Origin of the sequence: Streptomyces sp. SM1, from assembly GCF_002910825.1 — a bacterium.
GTDB classification, from domain to species: Bacteria; Actinomycetota; Actinomycetes; order Streptomycetales; family Streptomycetaceae; genus Streptomyces; species Streptomyces okerensis.
In genome coordinates, this window is record NZ_NEUB01000586.1 from 1 (window position 1) to 2,702 (window position 2,702).

1 protein-coding gene is annotated in these 2,702 nt (G+C 74.9%); it reads right to left on the reverse strand.

The features are described from left to right. Positions 1 to 2,702 (reverse strand): amino acid adenylation domain-containing protein (locus B9S61_RS14440; RefSeq protein WP_146064842.1); only part of this gene is annotated, 2,702 nt, incomplete at both ends.

The following is a 2,702-nucleotide window of genomic DNA, read 5'->3' on the forward strand; positions in this document are numbered from 1 at the left end:
ACGTCGGCCGCCTCCGGCACGCATTCACGCACCCGCCCCACCAGCCGCGCCGCGAGCAGCGAGTCGCCGCCCGCGTCGAAGAACCCCCGCTCCCGGTCGGGGAGTTCACCACCGAGCAGCTCGGCCCACAGCTCGGCCACGCGCCGTTCCACTCCGGGGCGCGGCGGCTCGGCCGTCCGCTCGGCCGCGCGTTCACCGCGCCGCGGCACCCAGCCGAGCAGCCGCTTGCGGTCGACCTTGCCGTTGGAGGTGAGCGGCAGCGCGTCCACCACCTGGATGTGCGCGGGGACCATGTGGGCGGGCAGGCGCTCGGCCACCCACCGGCCGACCTCCTCGGCGTCCAGTTCGGCGCGGTCCTGCTTGAAGGAGGCGGCGAACACGCCCTGGCCGAGCGCGGCGAACGGGTCGTCGGGGCCCGGCAGGCTCAGTACGTCCTCAGCGCCCGCCTCGACCAGCAGCCGCCGCCACTCCTCCTCGTGGACGAACAGGTTCCCCCGCTCGCGCCGGAGGTCCTCGGGCTCCTCCATCATGAACGCCTGGGTGGCCGTGATCTCCGGGTGCTCCCGGGTCATCTCCAGCAGGCACAGCCAGCCCCGCGGGGCGAGCAGCGTCCGCAGCCGGTCGATGACCCGCACGGTGTCCCGGGCGTTGTTCAGCGCTCCCGCGCTCAGCACCACGTCGAAGGAGTTGGGCAGCAGGCCCTGCTCCCGGGGGTCCCGGTTCATGTCGAACAGGCCGAAGCTCGTCCCGGGCCGGGAGCCGAACCCCTGCCGCGCGTCGGTGAGGAAGTATTCCGAGACGTCCGTGAACAGGTACTCCACCGGCCGGTCGCCCAGCGCCTCCAGCACCGGTCCGGTGGCCGCCCCGATGCCGCCGCCCACCTCCAGCACCCGCAGCGGCCGGTCCCGCACCTCGCTCGCCACGCCCCGGACAGCGGCCGCGAGCGTCTTCAGCAGGCGTCCGGCGGCCAGGTTGTCGGCGTACCAGGCGCGCGCGATGTCCTGGCTGCCGCCGGGGAAGAACAGCCGTACCGCCTCCTCCTCGCCGCGCAGCAGGGCGGGCAGGACGTCGGCGTGAGCGCGGAAGTAGGCGAGCAGCGGCGGCGGACAGACCTCGGCGGGAGCGTGGGCGGCGAGGTCCGCCCAGGCCCGGTCCACCTCGGCGCGCTCGAGTGCGGCGGCGCCGCGCCAGGTGCCCTCGGCTCCCTCGCGCCGGACGAGCCCGGCCTGCTCCAGGGCGTGCAGCCAGCGGCGGAGCAGCCCATGATGACGCTCGTCGACCTTCAGCCGGCGGACCAGTTCCGCCTCCGCATGGGCCTCCTCGCCCGCGAAGAGGCCGGACGGGGCCAGGGCCTCGGCCATGGAGAGCACGAAGGCGTGGTTCAGCCGGTCCACGTACCCGGCGATCCGCCCCGGGTCCGGCGCGGGTCCCTGCCCGTACCCGGCGTTCACCGCGGCGGCCTCCGCCGCGACGGCGCGGGCCACCGCGGGGTCGGTACCTCCGGTGCGGCCCGCCGGCTCCACGAAGGCGACCAGCGAGCGCTCCAGTGCCTCGGTGCCCTCCACCAGGACGGCGCTGGAACCGACCGCCGGGTGTTCGCCGAGGACCGCGTCGATCTCGCCGAGTTCGATGCGGTGCCCCCGGATCTTGACCTGCTGGTCGGCTCGGCCCAGGAACTCGATCTGACCGTCCGGCAGATAGCGTCCGAGGTCGCCGGTGCGGTACAGGCGCTCCCCGGTCTCCGGGTGCCGCGGGAAGCGCTCGGCGGTGCGCTCCGGGTCGTTGAGGTAGCCCTCCGCCAGCCCGACGCCGGTGATGTACAGCTCGCCGACGACCAGGTCGGGGCGGTCGCGCAGCGCGCCGTCCAGGACCCGGAACCCCTGGTTGGCGAGCGGGGTGCCGTACGGGATGCTGCGCCAGTGCGGCTCGACGCGGCGGATGCGGTGGTGGATCGACCAGATCGCGGCTTCGGTCGCCCCGCCGAGGCTCACCAGTTCGGCGCCCGGCAGATGGCGCCCGGCGTGGGCGGGCAGCGCCAGCGGGATCCAGTCACCGGACAGCAGCGCGAGGCGCAGCCGGTCCAGCCCGCGCGGCTCGGCGTCCAGATAGTGGGCGAGCATCTGCAACTGGGCGGGCACCGAATTCCACAGCGTCACCCCGTGCCGTTCCACCAGGTCCGCCCAGTGGGAGGGATCGCCGCGGCGGGCCGGGTCGGGCAGTACCAGGGCCGCGCCGAGCGCCGTCGGCCCGAACAGGTCGTACACCGACAGGTCGAAGCCGAGCGCGGCGAGGCCGAGGACGCGGTCGGTGTCCCCCACCGCGAAGCGCTGGTTGATGTCGTGGACGGTGTTCGCGGCGGCCCGGTGACTGATCATCACACCCTTGGGCTCACCGGTGGAGCCCGAGGTGTGGATCACGTAGGCGAGGTCGCCGGGTGCCACCGGGCGCTCGACGGGGACCTCCGACGGCGGCAGCGGCACGGCGCCGGACACGTCGACCGGGCGGCAGCCGGCCGGCAGCGTCCGGGCCAGGGCGGGGTCGCAGACCACCGCGTACCGCGCCCCGCAGCCGGTGAGGATCCGGTCCCGGCGCACCTGCGGCTGCGCGACGTCCACCGGCACGTACACCCCGCCCGCGAGCAGGGCGCCCAGGACGCCGACCACCTGGTCGCGGCCCTTGTCCATCAGGACCGCGACGAAGTC